Here is a 14,994-nt window from a genome sequence, read left to right on the forward strand (position 1 = left end):
AAAGACTTCGAAAACGGGAGGACACGATGAGAGGGCGTCAGATCTCACGGCGAAGCGTTCTGAAGGGCAGCTTGATGGCGAGCGTCATCGGCGGCGCCGGCAGCTTCTTTGGGCCGTGGCGGCAGAATCATGCCTGGGCGCAAGGCGCGAAACCGATCAAGCTGGGCCTGACGTGCGATGCCAGCGGTCAATACGGCAACAGCGGCCAGGATGATTTCCGCGGCATCAAGATGGCGATCGACGAGATCAACGCCAAAGGTGGCGTACTCGGGCGCCAGGTCACGTTCATCACGGCGGACACCGAGACGACGCCAGCTACGGGCAGCCGCGTCGCGGAACGTTTCATCACCCGCGAGGACTGCACCATCCTGATCGGCGCGCTGCATTCGGGCGTCGCCAACGCCATCACACAGGTCGCTAGCAAATATGGTGTGATCTACATGAACACCAATTCCTCCGCGCCCAGCGAAGCCGGGGAGAACTGCTCGCGCGTGAAATTCGTATGGGACGGCAACGGCACCAATTTTTCCAAGGCGTCGGTCAAGAACGCGGTGGACTCCATCGGCAAGAACTGGATGCTGCTGACCAACGACTATGTCTGGGGTCACACGACGTCTGCCGCGACCAGGACGCAGGTCGAGAGCGCCGGTGGCAAGATCCTCGACAATCTGCTGGTGCCGCAGAACACGCGCGACTTTACTGCCTATCTGCTGAAGATCCAGCAGGCCAAGCCCGATGTTGTGGCGACCGCAGTTGGCGGCGACGATATCAAGGCATTGCGCGAGCAGGTGGCGCAGCTCAAGCTCGACGGCAAGCCGGCCTGGATCAACAACCAGCAGGACTGGCCCGATGTGTGGGGCGCGCCCGACAGCCTGTTCGGCGTGTTCGGCACCACCTGGTATCACAAGCTGCCGCTGCCAGGTGTCGCCGAATTCGTCAAGAAGTGGCAGGCCGCCAACAAGGACCGCCCGATCCCGGTGCCGGGCAACGTCTCCTACAACGGCTACATGTCCACGCGCGAACTGCTGCGTGCAATCGAGCGGGCAGGGTCGACCAACAACGTCAAGATCATCAAGGAGCTCGAGAACCTGAAGGTCTCGGCGACCGATCGCATGCAGCATTTCGACGCCTACATGGATCCGATGACGCACCAGATGCAGCAGACGATCTATCTGGCGCGGCGCAACGCCAAGCCGGTCGACAATACCGATCTGTTCGAGATCATCAGCTGGACGGAGCCGAAATCGGCCGCCGATGATGCGGCACCCGGCAAGTGCAAGCTCACCCCCTACGAGCAGGTGCCGACCGTCGACTCCTAGAGACGGTGCGTCACATCGCAGAACGAGCGGCGCGCATCTCGCGCGCCGCGCCTCCGGGACCGTCAGCCTCCCGGATGACACATGCCAGTTGCGAGAGCCAAAAACCTTGTTCGACCTTCTTCCGCATCTCCTCAACGGCCTGACGCTCGGCCTGTTGTTCGCGCTGATCGCACTCGGCTTCATGCTCATCGTCGGGCTGATGGAGCAGATCAACCTCGCGCACGGCTCCCTGTTCGCGCTCGGGGCTTATGTCGCCATGCAGCTCACGGGGCCGCGCCCTCCATTGCCGATGGAGCTTGCGAAAGCGTGGCTCGCGCTGCCGCTCGGCTGGCGCTATGCGGCGACGTTGATCATTGCTCCCGTGATCGTGAGCCTGGTCGGCATGCTGATCGAGCTCTGCATGCGGCGCACTTACGGCAAGGATCCGCTCTACGGGCTGCTCCTGACCTTCGGCGCCGCGATGGTGATCGAAGAGATGATCCGCCTGGTGTGGGGCACGCGCGACTACGTGCTGCAGGTGCCGTCCGCCATCAACGGCGGCTTCCTGTTCGGCGACCTGATCTGGTCGACCTATCGCTTCTACGCAGCGGGCATCGCGGCCGGGGTCATCGGCCTGGTCTGGCTGTTGATCGAAAAGACCTCGTTCGGTGCGACGGTCAAGGCCGGCGCGCATGACAGCGAGATCGTTCGCGCGCTCGGCATCAACCTGTCGCGGTTGCGGATGCTGGTCTTCGTGTTCGGCACGATGCTGGCCGCGATCGCGGGCATCATCGTCGCGCCGATCTGGGGCATTCGCCCGCATATGGGCGTCGATGCGGTCATTCCTGCGTTCCTGGTGATCGTGCTCGGGGGCGTCGGCAGCTTTTGGGGTGCGGTCGTGGCGGGTCTTTTGGTCGGACTGTGTGTCGGCCTTGCCGGCGCCTACGCGTCCGAATGGTCGCTGTTGTCGATGTACATCTTGCTCGTGGCCGTCGTGACGTTCCGCGCGCGCGGCCTCTGGGGCAAAAAAAGCGTGCTCGAGGCCTAAAGGGAATGATTGTGGGACCAAAATCTTCACCGGACGCTGCGCGCCTCGTTACGCCGACGATGCTGGTGCTCTGGCTCGTGCTTGCAACGGTGCCGCTCTGGATCACGCGGATCGGGCTCTATCCCTATCTCGGGATCGAGATCCTGATCTGGTCGCTCTATGCGCTCGCATTCAACCTGGTGCTGGGCACCGCCGGACTTCCGTCGTTCGGTCATGGTGCCTATTTCGGCATCGGCGCCTACGCGTTCGGTCTCTGTCAGTTCGACATCGTCGCCAATCTCTGGATATGCCTGATTGCCGCGGCCGCGGCGGCAGGTCTCGCCGGCGTGCTGGTGGCGCTGTTCATCTCGCACAGGCGCGGCATCTATTATGCCTTCATGACGATTGCCTTCGGCCAGATCTTCTGGACGTTGGCGATAAAATCGCACCGGATCACCGGCGGCGAAGACGGCCTTCTCAAGATCAAACGGTTGCCGGCCGATTTCGGGCTTGTGTCGTTCGATCTCAACGACAATGTCGCGTTCTACTATTTCGTGCTCGCCGTCTTTGCGGTCGGCACCGCCGCATTGTGGAGGCTGGTGCACTCGCCCTATGGCCGCGTGGTCGCTGCGATCAGGCAGAGCGAAGTTCGCGCGAGCCATCTCGGCTATAATGTGTGGCTCTACAAAGTCGCGATCTTTGCGCTGTCGGCCGCCGTCTCGGGGTTTGCCGGCGGATTGTTCGCCATGGCGCAGCTCGCCGCATTCCCCGACGTCATGAGCCTGCATCAATCCGGCTACGTCGTGATGATGACGCTCGTCGGCGGTGGCCTCGTCAGCTTCTGGGGTCCGGTGATTGGCGTATTTCTCTTCCTCACCGCCCGAGACGTGATCGGTGCGCTGACCAATGCCTGGATGCTCTATTTTGGTCTGCTCTTCATCGCCATCGTGCTGTTTCGCCCCGAAGGCATTGCCGGCGCGATATCCGCTGCCGTGCAGCAGCACTCACTCGGCGCCTTACGGCAGCGCGGTACCTCGGCGATGCGGCTGCTGTTCGGGAGCGGGCGATGAACATGATCGAAGCCGCAGCCGTTCATGTCCGCTTCGGCGATCGGGTCGTGCTGGAGAGCGTCGATCTCGCGGTCGCGGAGGGCGAGCTTCACGGCGTGATGGGCCCGAACGGTGCCGGCAAAACCACGTTCTTCAATGTCCTCACCGGCCGGGTGAAACCGAACCGTGGTCGAGTCCTGCTCGCCGGCGAGGATGTCACGGGCCTCAGCCCGCACCGCATCGCCACCAAGGGCATCGCCCGCTCGTTTCAGATCATGACACTGTTCGACGAATTCTCCGCGCGTGACAACGTCATGATGGGCTTGCCCGAGTTTCGCGCCCGTGGCCACGATGTCGCGCGCGCAGCGGCGGGCGACAGCCGGCTTGCCGCGAAGGCCTCTGAATCGCTGGCGGCAGTCGGGCTTGCCGACAAAGGCGACACCCGCGCCAAGGACCTGTCCTATGGCGACCGGCGCGCGCTGGAGATCGCGGTCGCCCTGGCGCAGGCGCCCCGGGTGCTGTGCCTGGACGAACCGACCTCCGGCCTCGGCTCCGACGGGGTGCACCGGCTCGCAGCCCTGATTGCTCGCCTGAAGGGGCGGCTGACCATCGTCGCCATCGAGCACGATATGGAGTTCCTGTTCTCGTTGGCTGACCGGATCTCGGTCATCCATTGGGGGCAGGTGGTGGCGCGCGGAACGCCACACGAACTGCAGCAGAACGAATGGGTGCGGCGCTCCAATCTCGGGAAGTTCGCATGATCCTCGAAGTGGACGCGGTCGATACCTTTTACGGCGAGACCCAGGCGCTGTTCGGCGCCTCGCTTGCCATCGAGCACGCCAAGGTGTTTGCGCTGCTCGGCCCTAACGGCGCCGGCAAGACGACCATGCTCCGCTCGATTCTGGGGCTGACGCGTCCGCGCCGCGGCTCCGTTTGTTTCGACGGTCACGACGTCACGCGCGATCCGACCCACGAGATTGCGCGCGCCGGCATCGGCTGGGTACCCGACGACCGCCGGCTGTGTCCGACATTGACGGTTGCGCGCAACCTGTCGATCGCGCAAAAGCGCACGCGCTTTCGCCACTGGAGCGTCAAGGAGGCCGCTGCGATCTTCTCACCGCTCGAATATCTCATGGAGCGCGACTGCGAAAACCTGTCGGGCGGCGAAATGCAGATGGTGGCGATCGCCCGCGCGCTGGTCGGCTCGCCGGGACTGGTGCTGTTCGACGAGCCGAGCCAGGGACTGGCGCCGAAAATCGTCGGCGACGTGCTTGCGACGATCCTGCGCATGAAGGATGAGGGTATTGCCTCGCTGGTCGTGGAGCAGAACGCCGACATCGCGCTGTCGGTCGCAGACCATGCCGCGGTGATCGATCGCGGCCGGATCATCTGGACCGGGGAGGCCGCGGCCTTGCGCGATGACCGCGGGCTTCGTCAGTGCTTGCTGGGAGTACAATAAGTGGCCGCACCGCTGCTCGTTCTCGACGACGTTCGAAAGGTCTATACACGGGGCCGCGTGATCCGCCGACCGACATTCACGCTACAGGCAAACCTGTCGCTGGACGAACCTGATATCGTTGGTGTCGTCGGCCCGAATGGCGCCGGCAAGACGACCTTGTTCGAGATGATGACGGGCTCGAACGCCCCGACCTCCGGGCGCGTGCTGGTCGCGGGCACCGATATCCATGGTGTCAAATATCGCGAGCGCGACCGGCTCGCGATCCACTATCACCAATCCTATCAGGTTAGGCGCTTCCGGAAGCGCATTCCGTCCGCCTTCCTGGCGCCGTCGCCAACCCGGACGCCGCTGGTTCACCTGTTCGACGAACCGCAGTTCAACCTGCAGGATGGCTATATCGGCTTCATGCTCGATTTCTTCCGCAAGCTGCGCGACGAGGGTCGGCTGGTCGTGCTCTGCATGCATCCGACGGCGGCCTGGCACCTCGACATCCTTGCCGAGATCGCCGGGCGATTCCTCTTTGTGGCCGGCGGTGGGGTGACACGCATGGCCGATTTCGGCGCTCTGGTCGCCGAGCCACGCTTCCGCTCCTATCTTGGGCCGGAGATGACAAAGGCGGCGGACGCGATTTGTCACCGAGCCACTCCCATCCCGACCTAACGCAGAAAAAAGCGACCACAGGAGAATCCGTTGGCCTATTCGAACACCCAGCTTTTCATTGGCGGCAAATGGCGACCGGCCCATTCGGGCAAGGTGATCGAGGTCCGCAATCCCGCGACTGAAGAGGTGATCGGCACCGTCGCCCATGCCGGACGGTCCGACCTCGACGAGGCACTCGCCGCAGCCAGCGCCGGCTTCAAAATCTGGCGAAACGTTGCTCCCTTCGAGCGCTGCCGCATCATGCGCAAGGCCGCCGCGATCATGCGCGAGCGCAATGAGGAGATCGCGCCGCTGCTCACGATGGAGCAGGGCAAGACGCTCGGCGAGGCCAAGATGGAGGCGATGGCCGCCGCCGACGTGATCGAGTGGTTTGCGGAGGAAGCCAAACGCGCCTATGGCCGCCTGATCCCCGCGCGCGGCCCGGGCATCTACCAGCTCGCGATCAAGGAGCCGGTCGGCCCGGTTGCGGCGTTCACGCCCTGGAACTTTCCGATCAATCAGGTCGTGCGCAAGCTCTCCGCCGCACTCGGCGCCGGCTGCTCGATCATCGTCAAGGCCCCGGAGGAGACGCCGGCCTCGCCCGCACAGCTGATCCGCGCGTTTGAGGACGCTGGCGTGCCCGATGGCGTCATCAACCTGGTCTACGGTATTCCTGCCGAGATCTCCGAATATCTCATTCCGCATCCGGTGATCCGCAAGATCTCGTTCACAGGCTCGACCCATGTCGGCAAGCAGCTCAATGCGCTCGCGGGCCTGCACATGAAGCGTGCCACCATGGAGCTCGGCGGTCATGCGCCGGCGATCGTTTTCAAGGACGCCGACGTCACATCGGCGGCCAAGATTCTGGCGGCAGCAAAATATCGCAATGCCGGGCAGGTGTGCATCTCGCCGACGCGGATGCTGGTGCAGGATGACGTGTTCCGTGAATTCGTCGACACATTTGTCGACAGCGCCAAGGCCTTCAAGGTCGGTAACGGCCTTGATCCCGACTCCAAAATGGGTTCGCTCGCCAATCCGCGCCGCGTCACCGCCATTGAGGGCATGGTGCAGGATGCCGTCGGCAAGGGTGCAAAGCTCGAGACCGGCGGTAAACGCGTCGGCAACAAGGGCCATTTCTTCGAGCCGACCGTAGTGAGCGACGTGCCGAAGGATGCGCGCGCCATGAACGAGGAGCCGTTCGGCCCGCTCGCGCTGATTTCGCGCTTCTCATCCTTCGACGAAGTTGTCGAGGAGGCCAACCGCTTGCCGTTCGGGCTGGCGTCCTACGCATTCACAAGCTCGACCAAGACGGCGGCCGCGATCGGTTCGGCCGTCGAAGCCGGCATGATGTCGATCAACAGTTTTGGTCTGGCGCTGCCCGAAGTGCCGTTCGGCGGCATCAAGGATTCCGGCTACGGCTCGGAGGGCGGCACCGAGGCGATGGAGGGTTATTTGAACACCAAGTTCATCAGCCAGACGGGCGTGTGACCGGCCGGGGATGCGCAGCTAGCGTTTGACGAAAACCAGATTGCAGGCCCGCGCCTCGTTGCGCTTGCCGGTGCCGCGGGTGCGATCGAACTGCGCATCGACGGTAAAGGCGTAGGGCGAGCCGGGCGCGAGATTGTTCAGCGTGTACGCGCTCGCTCCCGTCGTGCCGCGCGCGCTCAAGGTGGTCTTGCCGTCCGCCGGGATCTGGCCGTCGATCTCGAGCCGGTTGATGTTGTTGCCCGGATCCTGCGCCTCGGCATGAAGCACGCCGTTCGTGACGGTGGCGACCAGAGGTCTGGTGAAGCCCTGCGCCTTGCCGGTGGCCAAGCAGTTCAACGTCACGTCCCAGCTGCCGTCAAAATCCTTGCTTCCGCCGCTCCGGCCGTTGCCTGACGGCGCGAGCGCCACCTTCTGCTTCAGCCCCTCGATCCGAGCTTTGGCGAGCGTGGCGAAGATGCAATTCGGGAATCTCGCGAGGTGATCCTCGAAAGCGCCCAGCGTGCCGATGCCGTCGGCAGCCTTCCAGTGTGCTTCTGCTGCTGCGCAAGGGTCAGCCCGGGGCGCGGCTTGTGGCGCCGCCGGCGCCACCGTGACCGACACCGGTCCGTTCAGGTAGAACTTGCCGATGATCGACAGCGACAGCTCCGGGAGTTGGGTCTTGCCGCTGGAATCGTAGACGTCGCTGCTGATGTCGCGAAAGACTTCGCCGATCTCCTGCGGCTCCTCGATGTGCTTCAGGAACGCCGTCGTATAGGGGCTGTTGCGGCCGCTGCCATCGGCCGCCGTCTGCCCGGACTGGGTTGAGAACGACACGATCGTGCCGCGCGGTGCTTCGACTTTCGACAGGCCCCGCCCGATCGAGGCGCCGCGCGTCATGCCGGCGGAGCGTTTCAAGGTTTCGGCCAGCGGATTGTCGCGGCAGGAATCGAGGATGAGGATGCGCAGGTTCTTGGCCTGCTGCAGGTCGTTCACGATGTCGTCCACCCGCACGAAGCGCTTCAAATCGGCTTCGTCGCTCAGCACGGCATCGACAGGCATCAGATAGTTCACGCCGTTGTACTGCATCGCATGGCCGCTGTAGTAGAACATGGCGACGTCGGCTTTGCTCGCGGCGCGCGCGAAGCGGATGGTGAGGTCCTGCATGTCAGCTTGGCGCAGGTCGATGCCCTGGAGCACCTCGAAGCCGCTGCGCTTGAGCGAGGCGGCGACGTCTTCGGCATCGTGCGACGGGTTGGGAAGCTGCGCCGTACTGGCATAGGCGCCATTGCCGATCACCAGGGCGACGCGGGTTTCCGCCGATGCCGGCGCAACGGAAAGCCAGCAGGCCAGGAGGGCAAGGCAAAGTCCGGCCGGGCAAAATCTGGAAAGAGCACGCATGAATGCCTTCCAAGGAAATGTCGAAAAATATCCCTCCAGATTAGCGCATGCCGCGCCGACATCAATGCCCTGCCGGAGCACCGCTCAGATTTCCCGGCCGTGACATCCTGTCACGCCGGGCTCGCCGCGATCGTCTTGCGGACGGCCATTTCGGTCGCAATCGCGTCCCGCACGGCCGGTCGCGCCTGCATGCGCGCGAGATAGGCCGACAACGATGGCCATTGCGCGACGTCGATTCCCGCGGGACGGAGCAACAGCAAAGCCCAGGTGAGATGGGCATCCGCGACGGTGAAGCTGTCGCCGACGAGGAATTCGCGGTCCGTCAGATGCGCGGCAGGCATCGATAATGTCTGCGCTATTCTTGCACGCGGCTTGGCGAGCGAGGCCTCGTCCTTGTACCAGAAGGTTGGAAACAGGAACGCCTTGTGGATCTCGGCCCCGACGAAACTGAGCCATTCCTGGAGCCGATACCGGTCGGGATTTCCGAAGGCGGGTGCAAGGCCCGCCTGCGGCTTTAGGTCGGCGATGTATTGCAGCACCGCGGCGCTTTCGGTCAGCCGTTCGCCATTCTCCAGCACCAGGACCGGCACCGCGCCCTTTGGGGAAACGCCGAGGAAATCGCTGCCGTCGTCCACGACCTGCTTGGTCTGGAGATGGACCGGATGATAGCGGGCCTCGATGCCCGCTTCCATCAGCGCGATGCGGCTCGCAAGCGAGCAGGCCATCGGTGAGAAATAGAGTTGCAGCATCGCCTACGCTCCTTCAGGTCAACGTCTCGGTTTGTGCGATGATCGCAAACCGGTCCGACAATTCGGCCAGGGCGACCTCGTGGATGATTCTTGCGGAGAGCGCTCCGCCGCGGCCGTCGGGAAGATCGCGTGTGGCGCAGGCATCGGCTGCGATCGTCGTGCGCAGGCCGAGGTCGAGCGCGGCGCGGGTGGTCGAGCTGTGCACATATGGGTCATGAAACCGGCCAGCACGATGTTCGTGCGTCCGGTTGCGGCCAGCCGGACTTGCAGGTCGGTGCCGGCAAAAGCGTTCGGCAGCGCTTTTTCGATCACGGCTTCGCTGGCGAGCGGCGCCACGTTCCTGACGATCGCGCCGCGCGCGGCCTCGCGGTCGAACAGGCTGCCGGCACGTCCCTTGTGCGCGATATGGAAGATCGCAGCGCCGCTCGCCCTCGCGCGGGCGAGCAGGCGCGCGGCGGCGGCGATTGCGGGCTCCGCGTCCGGCAAGGCGAGCGGCCCGGCGCAATATTCGTTCTGGATGTCGATTAGCACGAGGCAGGAATCGGCGAGCCTGGGCGGAGTGAGATCGGCGCCGGACAATTCAAGCAGGGTTTTTGGGGCGGTCATGCGGGTCGGGCCTTCCTAAGGCATATCGGATGGCGCCACAGTAGCGCGGCGGCGGCCTGCCAATGTGCAGGACTATTGCAGCATATGGCTGCAAATTTGCAGGAGCCCGTCGTGCCTGCTAGGCTCATCGCCATGAACTGGGACGATCTGCGCATCATCGCCGCGGTCAGGGACGAGGGCACCTATGCCGGCGCCAGCGCGCGGCTGCGCATCGACGAGACCACCGTCGGCCGCAGGCTCGCGCGTATCCAGCGCGATCTCGGCGTGCCGCTGTTCGATGCGGTGGACGGCCAGCGCCGGCCGACGCGGAGTTGCGAGGCGGTGCTGGCGCATGTCGAGGCGATGGCCGCACATGCCGCCGAGATCGGTCGCGTCGGCGAGAGTCTTGCAGGCCCGGTGGGACGCCTGCGTATCGCCTCCACCAACACGGTTGCCGAGGAGGTTCTGTCGCCGCGCGCGAGCGACTTCCTGCGCGCCAATTCCGGCCTGACGCTGCAATTCCTCACCTCGAGCGAGAACGTCAAGTTCTCGCGCTGGGAAGCCGATCTCGCTATCCGGCTGCGCAAGCCCGACAAGGGCGACTTCGCGATCTCCAGGCTCGGTGACGTCAAGCTCTATTATTTTGAGCCTGTCACGACTGAAGGCGAGCCGGTGCTGTGCGCCTATCCGGACGAACTCGGTGCCATTCCCGAGATGCAATTCCTGCGTATGAAGCAAGCCCACGCGCGCTGCGTTACCGACAACGTTCGCGTCATCCGTAACCTGATCCGCGCGCATCAGGCCGCCGGCGTGTTGCCGGAGCACGTCTGCGCGGACTTACTCGGCGATCGCCGCCTGCGCGCCACGCTGCTGCCTGGGCGCCGCGACGTCTGGCTGCTGGTGCAGAACCATCTCAAGCGCGATCCGGCGACGCGGCTCACCATCGAATGGATCCGCCGCTGCTTCAGCGATCTCGCGCGCGGTTGATTGCGACCCGTGAACGCGATCCGCGCGCGGCGCGACCAAGTTATGGGATTGCGTACGCGCGAGGGTTGCGTAATCTCGCGACGACTACGGGCTTGATCAGGGCAGGCGCATGACCACTCTTCAGGAAACCATCCACCCGCAGGCCAAAGCGCGGGAATGGAAGGCGATCGTCATCCTGATCCTCCTGATTCCGGTGCTGTGGTCGCCGCCGTTCCTGTTTCGCATCTTCCTGTTTCAGCCGTTCAACATCCCGTCCGGCTCGATGACGCCGACGCTGGTCGTCGGCGACTACGTCTTTGCTGCAAAATATGCCTATGGCTATGGCCGTTATTCGTTTCCCTTCGCGCCGTCGTGGATCTCCGGGCGTTTCCGGGCCACCGATCCCGAGTATGGTGACGTCGTCGTGTTCCGGACGCCAAAGGACACCGCGGTCGACTATGTCAAGCGCGTGGTCGGGCTGCCCGGTGATCGCATCCAGATGCGGCAGGGCCAACTCATCCTCAATGACCGCCCGGTGACGCGCGTCGCTCTGAAGCAGGCATTCGCCGGCTCCACCTGCGGCGTGGATGACGGTGCGAAGGCCAAGCGCTGGCGCGAGACGCTGCCGAACGGCGCGTCCTACGTGACGCAGGACTGTGTCGACAACGGCTACTACGACAACACCGACGTCTACACCGTGCCGCCGGGCCATTTCTTCGTGCTCGGCGACAATCGCGACAACTCGAGTGACAGCCGCGTGATGTCGTCGATCGGATTCGTGCCGATGGACAATCTGGTCGGCAAGGTGACGCGGATATTCTGGTCGCTCGACCAGCACGGCGAACCGCACATGGAGCGGCTGGGGAAGGTGTGGTGAAGCCCCACTGTCATTCCGGGCTCCGCGCTGCGCGCCGCTCCGGGATAGGACCACCGAAGAAAAACAAAACCCCGGCATCGCTGCCGGGGTTTCGCATTTTGTCGTTTGCCAGGATGGCTGGATCAGAAATCCATGCCGCCCATGCCGCCGCCCGGGGGCATCGCGGGGCCGGAGCCGCCCTTCTTGGGCAGCTCGGCGACCATGGCTTCCGTCGTGATTAAGAGCGCCGCAACCGAGGCTGCGTTCTGGATCGCGGTACGGACCACCTTGGTCGGGTCGATGATGCCCTTCTTGACGAGGTCGACATATTCGCCGGTCTGGGAGTCGAAGCCGTAGGCGTACGACTTGTTCTCGAGGACCTTGCCGACGATCACCGAGCCGTCTTCGCCGGCGTTGATCGCGATCTGGCGAGCGGGCGCGGAGAGCGCCTTGCGCACGATCTCGACGCCGGTCTTCTGGTCGTCGTTCTTGGTGCGCAGGCCCTTGAGCTGCTCGGAGGCACGGAGCAGGGCGACGCCGCCGCCCGGGACGATGCCTTCTTCCACAGCCGCGCGGGTCGCATGCATCGCGTCATCAACGCGATCCTTGCGCTCCTTCACCTCGACCTCTGTCGCGCCGCCGACGCGGATCACCGCGACGCCGCCTGCGAGCTTGGCAAGACGCTCCTGGAGCTTCTCACGGTCGTAGTCCGAGGTGGTTTCCTCGATCTGCGCCTTGATCTGCGACACGCGCGCTTCGATGTCGGCCTTCTTGCCGGCGCCGTTGACGATCGTGGTGTTCTCCTTGTCGATCATCACCTTCTTGGCGCGACCGAGCATGTTGAGCGTGACGTTCTCGAGCTTGATGCCGAGATCTTCCGAGATCGCCTGGCCACCGGTCAGGATCGCGATGTCCTGCAGCATGGCCTTGCGGCGATCGCCGAAGCCCGGAGCCTTGACGGCCGCGACCTTCAGGCCGCCACGGAGACGGTTCACGACCAGGGTGGCAAGCGCTTCGCCTTCGACGTCCTCGGCGACGATGACCAGCGGCTTGCCGGTCTGCACCACGGCCTCGAGCAGCGGCAGCAGCTCGTTCAGCGAGGAGAGCTTCTTCTCGTTGATGAGGATGTAGGCGTCGTCCATCTCAACGCGCATCTTGTCGGCGTTGGTGACGAAGTAGGGCGAGATGTAGCCGCGGTCGAACTGCATGCCCTCGACGACGTCGAGCTCGGTCTCGAGCGACTTGGCTTCCTCGACGGTGATGACACCCTCGTTGCCGACCTTCTTCATGGCGTCGGCGAGGAACTTGCCGATCTCCGCGTCGCCGTTGGCCGAGATGGTGCCGACCTGGGCGATCTCGTCGTTCGAGGTCACCTTCTTGGAGTTCTTGACGAGGTCCGCAACGACGGCTTCGACCGCGAGATCGATACCGCGCTTCAGATCCATCGGGTTCATGCCGGCGGCAACCGACTTGGCGCCTTCGCGCACGATCGCCTGGGCCAGCACGGTCGCGGTGGTGGTGCCGTCGCCGGCCGCGTCAGCGGACTTGGAGGCGACTTCGCGCACCATCTGCGCGCCCATGTTCTCGAACTTGTCCTCGAGCTCGATCTCCTTGGCGACGGTGACGCCGTCCTTGGTGATGCGGGGAGCGCCGAACGACTTGTCGAGCACGACGTTGCGGCCCTTCGGACCGAGCGTGACCTTCACCGCGTTGGCGAGAATGTCGACGCCGCGAAGCATCTTGTCGCGCGCATCGACCGAGAATTTGACTTCTTTAGCTGCCATCTGGATTTTTTCCTTAGGTGTTTAACTGGATAAGAGAGGGGCTCTTAGGCCGCCTTCTTCTTGGAAGCGGGGACGTCGAGGACGCCCATGATGTCGCTTTCCTTCATGATCAGCAGGTCGACGTTGTCGATCTTGACCTCGGTGCCGGACCACTTACCGAACAGCACGCGGTCGCCGACCTTCAGGTCGATCGGGATCAGCTTGCCAGCTTCGTCGCGGCCACCCGGGCCGACGGCGACGATCTCGCCCTGCGAGGGCTTTTCCTTCGCCGTGTCGGGAATGATGATGCCGCCAGCGGTCTTCTCTTCTGCGTCGATGCGCTTGACCACGACGCGGTCGTGAAGCGGACGGAAATTCATGCAGTTCTCCTAAGCTTTTGCACGATTTGGGAATTTTGAGTTGTTAGCAGTCTGCGCCGGCGAGTGCCAGCGCAGGCACAACTGAGATAAGGCAGGATTTTGGCGGGAGCAAGGGCTTGTAGCAGAAAAATAGCACTCGGAGGCGCCGCCTGCCAAAATCTCTTTCCATCGTTAATCGCGCTCGGCGCAGTATTAGCACGGAGCTAGCTCTGCTGCTAACGCATTGAATTTCAACAGCTTGTTAAACTTTTGGGCTTGAGATGGATTGTCAGTTTGCGTCACATTTCTCTTATGTGAGCGCATCAGCAGCGGGTGGCTCTTAAGGCGCACCGGAAAGCCACCCCTTGAATGCGCTCCTGCAAAGGAGGTTGGCATGGGCTTGCGGAGTGGAGCCGTTTCGGACGATTTCCGGAAACAGCTGCTGGGTTACGGAATGACGACGGCGCAGATTCTCTACCGGATGCCGGATCATCCCTCGCTGCTCCAGACTTACGTCTGGCAGGACTACGACATGTTTCCGAAATTTCCGGCGCTGAAGGATTTTCTGGCGTTCTGGCAGGAAAAGCTCGACGGACCGCTTCACTCGGTGACAGTGGCGCATTCCAAGCTGATCAAGCCGGCCGAGTTGCGCGCGGTGGACGGCGTATTCCGGCTGCATTGAAGGGCGGAGCTGTAGGGTGGGTTAGCGTCAGTGTAACCCCCCATGCCTCAACGCTTGCGCAAAGAAGTGGTGGGTACGTTAGCGCTAACCTACCCTGCGATTTCGCATTCTGTGCTAGCCTCTCCCCATAACAACAGGGGAGGCCGCCCATGGCCAAGAAAGCAAAATCGCGCAGCGCATCGCAAGCCGCGGTGAAGAAGCGTAGCGGGGCCAAACCCGCAGCACGATCCACGGCGCGCACGGCGGTGAAGGCAAAAGCCCCCACGACAACGGCAAAGTCATCCGCCAAGAAACCGGCGCGGCCCAAGCAGCGCATTGCGATCAGCCATCACCGCGAGGAAGACTTCAAAGCCGACGGTCTGCGTACCTACGCGAAATATCGCGACCTCGGCATCGCCGCCGCCAGCCACGGCCTCGCGCAGGCGCACGTGATCCGGCTGCAAGGCCCCTGCAATCCGGACGAAGTGTCGAAGCTGCACTTTCACGACGTCGAATTCCAGATGGTCTACGTGCTCAAGGGCTGGGTGAAGACCTATATGGACGGAGAGGGCGAGACGCTGATGAAAGAAGGTAGCGCCTGGACCCAGCCGCCGAAGATCAAGCACATGATCCTGGACTATTCGGACGACGTCGAGCTGCTGGAGGTGATCCTGCCGGCGGAGTTCAGGACCGTGGAGTTTAAGGCGTAGGCGAGGCG

General features: G+C 63.5%; 15 protein-coding genes and 1 pseudogene. 11 read left to right on the forward strand and 5 right to left on the reverse strand.

Annotated features, from left to right (window positions below; all coding sequences use genetic code 11):
* The first annotated feature begins 26 nt into the window (after positions 1–26).
* From IVB54_RS14995 to IVB54_RS15025, 7 genes are all read left to right on the forward strand, one after another.
* On the forward strand, positions 27–1,319 hold the full coding sequence (locus IVB54_RS14995) for an ABC transporter substrate-binding protein (RefSeq protein ID WP_247777313.1): 1,293 nt from the start codon (positions 27–29) through the stop codon (positions 1,317–1,319).
* Positions 1,320–1,425: 106 nt separating this feature from the next.
* Entirely contained in the window at positions 1,426–2,346 is a 921-nt protein-coding gene (locus tag IVB54_RS15000) for a branched-chain amino acid ABC transporter permease (protein WP_085351081.1), read from the forward strand.
* A 5-nt stretch (positions 2,347–2,351) separates the two neighbouring features.
* A complete protein-coding gene (locus IVB54_RS15005; RefSeq protein ID WP_085385040.1) occupies positions 2,352–3,395 on the forward strand; it encodes a branched-chain amino acid ABC transporter permease in 1,044 nt (347 codons plus the stop codon).
* Positions 3,392–4,135 (forward strand): ABC transporter ATP-binding protein, encoded by a 744-nt coding sequence (locus IVB54_RS15010; RefSeq protein WP_247777314.1) that lies wholly within the window; start codon positions 3,392–3,394, stop codon positions 4,133–4,135. The genes IVB54_RS15005 and IVB54_RS15010 overlap by 4 nt, the downstream gene beginning before the upstream one ends.
* Positions 4,132–4,833, forward strand: a complete 702-nt coding sequence (locus IVB54_RS15015) for an ABC transporter ATP-binding protein (RefSeq protein ID WP_247777315.1) — start codon at positions 4,132–4,134, stop codon at positions 4,831–4,833. Before IVB54_RS15010 ends, IVB54_RS15015 begins: the two co-directional genes overlap by 4 nt.
* The gene (locus IVB54_RS15020; RefSeq protein ID WP_085351085.1) at positions 4,834–5,493 is read left to right on the forward strand and encodes an ATP-binding cassette domain-containing protein; all 660 of its coding nucleotides are present in this window, start codon (positions 4,834–4,836) and stop codon (positions 5,491–5,493) included.
* A 30-nt stretch (positions 5,494–5,523) separates the two neighbouring features.
* On the forward strand, positions 5,524–6,960 hold the full coding sequence (locus IVB54_RS15025) for an NAD-dependent succinate-semialdehyde dehydrogenase (RefSeq protein ID WP_247777316.1): 1,437 nt from the start codon (positions 5,524–5,526) through the stop codon (positions 6,958–6,960).
* A gap of 18 nt (positions 6,961–6,978) precedes the next feature.
* Here IVB54_RS15025 and IVB54_RS15030 read toward each other — a convergent pair whose 3' ends face one another.
* The 3 genes and pseudogenes from IVB54_RS15030 to IVB54_RS15040 all read right to left on the reverse strand — a co-directional run bounded on the left by IVB54_RS15030 (position 6,979) and on the right by IVB54_RS15040 (position 9,692).
* Positions 6,979–8,337, reverse strand: a complete 1,359-nt coding sequence (locus tag IVB54_RS15030) for a caspase family protein (RefSeq protein WP_247777317.1) — start codon at positions 8,335–8,337, stop codon at positions 6,979–6,981.
* Between the two features lie 110 nt (positions 8,338–8,447).
* A complete protein-coding gene (locus IVB54_RS15035) occupies positions 8,448–9,086 on the reverse strand; it encodes a glutathione binding-like protein (protein ID WP_247392686.1) in 639 nt (212 codons plus the stop codon).
* 13 nt (positions 9,087–9,099) lie between these two features.
* Positions 9,100–9,692 (reverse strand): annotated as a pseudogene (locus IVB54_RS15040) (cysteine hydrolase family protein).
* A gap of 132 nt (positions 9,693–9,824) precedes the next feature.
* Between IVB54_RS15040 and IVB54_RS15045 the strand changes: the two are divergent.
* A complete protein-coding gene (locus IVB54_RS15045; protein WP_018455621.1) occupies positions 9,825–10,658 on the forward strand; it encodes a LysR family transcriptional regulator in 834 nt (277 codons plus the stop codon).
* 109 nt (positions 10,659–10,767) lie between these two features.
* The gene (lepB, locus tag IVB54_RS15050; protein ID WP_247440548.1) at positions 10,768–11,514 is read left to right on the forward strand and encodes a signal peptidase I; all 747 of its coding nucleotides are present in this window, start codon (positions 10,768–10,770) and stop codon (positions 11,512–11,514) included.
* Between the two features lie 122 nt (positions 11,515–11,636).
* On the opposite strand, the gene groL is transcribed toward lepB, so the two are convergent.
* Both groL and IVB54_RS15060 read right to left on the reverse strand, forming a co-directional pair.
* Positions 11,637–13,277 (reverse strand): chaperonin GroEL, encoded by a 1,641-nt coding sequence (gene groL, locus IVB54_RS15055; RefSeq protein ID WP_085351091.1) that lies wholly within the window; start codon positions 13,275–13,277, stop codon positions 11,637–11,639.
* A gap of 44 nt (positions 13,278–13,321) precedes the next feature.
* Positions 13,322–13,636 (reverse strand): co-chaperone GroES, encoded by a 315-nt coding sequence (locus IVB54_RS15060; protein ID WP_007611913.1) that lies wholly within the window; start codon positions 13,634–13,636, stop codon positions 13,322–13,324.
* A gap of 373 nt (positions 13,637–14,009) precedes the next feature.
* Between IVB54_RS15060 and IVB54_RS15065 the strand changes: the two genes are divergently transcribed.
* Positions 14,010–14,297: an usg protein gene (locus tag IVB54_RS15065; protein WP_007611911.1), complete on the forward strand. Its 288-nt coding sequence runs from the start codon at positions 14,010–14,012 to the stop codon at positions 14,295–14,297.
* Between the two features lie 149 nt (positions 14,298–14,446).
* Positions 14,447–14,986, forward strand: a complete 540-nt coding sequence (locus tag IVB54_RS15070; protein ID WP_018455297.1) for a cupin domain-containing protein — start codon at positions 14,447–14,449, stop codon at positions 14,984–14,986.
* Positions 14,987–14,994: the final 8 nt, after the last annotated feature.

Origin of the sequence: Bradyrhizobium sp. CW1 (assembly GCF_023100665.1) — a bacterium.
Classification (GTDB): Bacteria; Pseudomonadota; Alphaproteobacteria; order Rhizobiales; family Xanthobacteraceae; genus Bradyrhizobium; species Bradyrhizobium canariense_D.